This is a genomic window from Roseomonas sp. TAS13 (assembly GCF_001950415.1).
In the GTDB taxonomy this organism is placed as follows: Bacteria; Pseudomonadota; Alphaproteobacteria; order Acetobacterales; family Acetobacteraceae; genus Roseomonas; species Roseomonas mucosa.
The window spans coordinates 1-2,263 of the sequence record NZ_BDLP01000535.1 but is presented as its reverse complement, the minus strand read 5'-3'; the positions used below and the strand labels follow the sequence as shown (position 1 = coordinate 2,263).

Below are 2,263 nucleotides of genomic sequence, written 5' to 3'. Positions count from 1 at the left end.
CGAGCCAACGCTGCGCTGCACCGCGTGGCCGTTGTCCGGATGCGCTCCCATCCCGAAACGAAAGCCTATGTCCATCGTCGAACAGCCGAGGGCAAGTCCCTTCGGGAGATCCGACGCTGCCTGAAGCGGTACATCGCCCGGGAAATCTTCAATAGTCTCCGCACGCCAACCGCTCAGTCCGCAGTCTCAAATGGCCCTTGACCAACATAGGAGCATCAACGCGCTCGCCGAGACGGTGATCGGGCTGTTCAAAACGGAGGTCATCCGCCGCCGTGGCCCGTGGCGGAGCCTTGAAGCCGTCGAATACGCCACCCTCGAGTGGGTGGCCTGGTTCAACAACCACCGCCTCCCCGAGCCGATCGGGAACATCCCTCCCGCCGAGGCCGAGGCGCGCTACTATGCCGCGGGCAAGGCACCAGCTTTGGCCGCGTGACCCAACCACAACAGCCTCCGCCGAACCCGGGGCGGTTCAGTTCATTACAGGCTGCGTGTGTGGTCGGTGGAGCGCCTTGGAACCTGAAGGACGATGGCAAGATCCCGAAAGGATCAACATGATCGATGATACATCGAAACTACTTGGCAAGCGCGAGACCGTCCCTGGGAGCGGTGTTCAGGGCCATCGAAAGGCCCTCGAAGCCAGCGCCTGGCTTGCTGCCGTGGTCGAAAATTCGGACGACGCCATCATCAGCAAAACGCTCGACGGTATCATCACGACATGGAATCGCGGCGCGGAGCGCTTGTTCGGCTACACCTCCCATGAAACCATTGGCCAGCCCATCAGGATGATCATCCCCGATGACCGGCTTTTCGAGGAGGATGAGATCCTTCGCCGACTGCGCAACGGTGAGCGCGTCGATCATTTCGAGACGGTGCGCCTTCGAAAGAATGGCGAGTTGGTCGAGATCTCCGTCACCATTTCCCCTGTGAGAGCCGAAGACGGATCGATTCTTGGTGCCTCGAAGATCGCCCGCGACATCACCGACCAGAAGCGCGCTTCGGCACAGCAGGCCCTCCTCTTGCGGGAAATGCATCACCGCATCAAGAATCTCTTCACCCTGACCGCCGGACTCGTCACGCTCAGCGCCAAAGCTTCCGCAGAAAGTGCAGTGTTCGTAGCCGATTTCCGGTCCCGACTCCAGGCACTGGCGCGGGCACATGCATTGACCATGCCCGATGACAACGCTGCGAACACCGAGCCTGCCACGACTTTCGTCGAACTGCTCCAAGCAATCCTTGCCCCTCACGTTGCGGACGACAGGCCGCGCATTGCCATCAGGGGATGCGATGCGCCGCTTGTTGGAAAGGCGTTGACCTCGATCGCCTTGCTACTGCACGAGCTGGCCACCAATGCCGCGAAATACGGCGCGCTGTCCGGTTCCGGCGGCCGGTTGTCGATCGATCTGAGCGTCGAGAATGGAACCTTGCGCATGATCTGGCAGGAGTCGAACGCCCCGCATTCTTCTCCGGAGACGCGGCGTGAAGGCTTCGGTACCACCCTGGAACAAGCCGCTGTAAGCGGCGTTCAAGGCAGCCTTCATCGAGATTGGAAGGCTGACGGCGTCTCGATCACACTGGAGGTCGCGCTGCGATCGCTTGTAGGATGATCACGCGAAGCCGGGCCTGAAACCTGCTTCGCGGCTTTGCGGATCTACGCTGTGACCAAATCTGGGCCAGTGCCGTCTGTTCCGAAATGGAAATCTTGTTGTGACGGAAAGAGCTGACTGCTGCGCTTTCTCCCACGGACTGCCCGCCTTGGCGAACCGTCCGGGGCTTGTCAGTGGCCTGACAGGCAATGCATTCCGGAGGTGCCGATCATGGCGCCGGACCACGATCCGGCTTAGGCATGGTGACCGGGAAGGATAGAAGTTCGATGAAGGCTTCGTGGAAGGCTGTGCTCGGCCTGGCGGCGGTCGTCGCCGTCATGGCCGGTGGCTACGTCGCCTGGAGGCTCCACGGCCGCGAACCTGCCCTGCCCGCCTACATTGCCTCCACCAATGGCCGCATCGAGGCGGAGCAGTTCGACATCGCCAGCAAGCTCGCCGGCCGCGTGGTGGAGGTGACGGTCGAGGAAGGGCAGATGATGGCGCGCGGCGCGGTGATCGCACGATTGGACGACTCCACTTTGCAGGCTCAGCTCCGCGCCGCCGAGGCGCAGGTCGCCGAGGCGCAGCAGGCCATCGCCACGGCCGAGGCGGAGCAGGCGAGGGCCGCCAGCAGCCGCCGGCTCGCGCAGACCGAACTCACCCGCACCCAGGAACTCGCC

General features: G+C 62.8%; 2 protein-coding genes and 2 pseudogenes. All 4 read left to right on the top strand.

Features of this window, described 5'->3' with window-relative positions:
• Positions 1–201, top strand: a pseudogene (locus tag ROTAS13_RS27875) (IS110 family transposase); the annotation flags it as partial.
• 16 nt (positions 202–217) lie between these two features.
• A pseudogene (locus ROTAS13_RS23245) lies at positions 218–433 on the top strand (integrase core domain-containing protein); the annotation flags it as partial.
• Between the two features lie 118 nt (positions 434–551).
• Positions 552–1,604, top strand: a complete 1,053-nt coding sequence (locus ROTAS13_RS23240; protein ID WP_019462968.1) for a PAS domain S-box protein — start codon at positions 552–554, stop codon at positions 1,602–1,604.
• A gap of 266 nt (positions 1,605–1,870) precedes the next feature.
• The coding region (locus ROTAS13_RS23235) for a biotin/lipoyl-binding protein (protein ID WP_139323524.1) at positions 1,871–2,263 on the top strand (393 nt) is incomplete at its 3' end.

Bases quoted from the DNA above. Each gene is read 5' to 3' on its own strand.
- ROTAS13_RS23240 (WP_019462968.1), top strand. From the start codon at position 552: ATGATCGATGATACATCGAAACTACTTGGCAAGCGCGAGACCGTCCCT.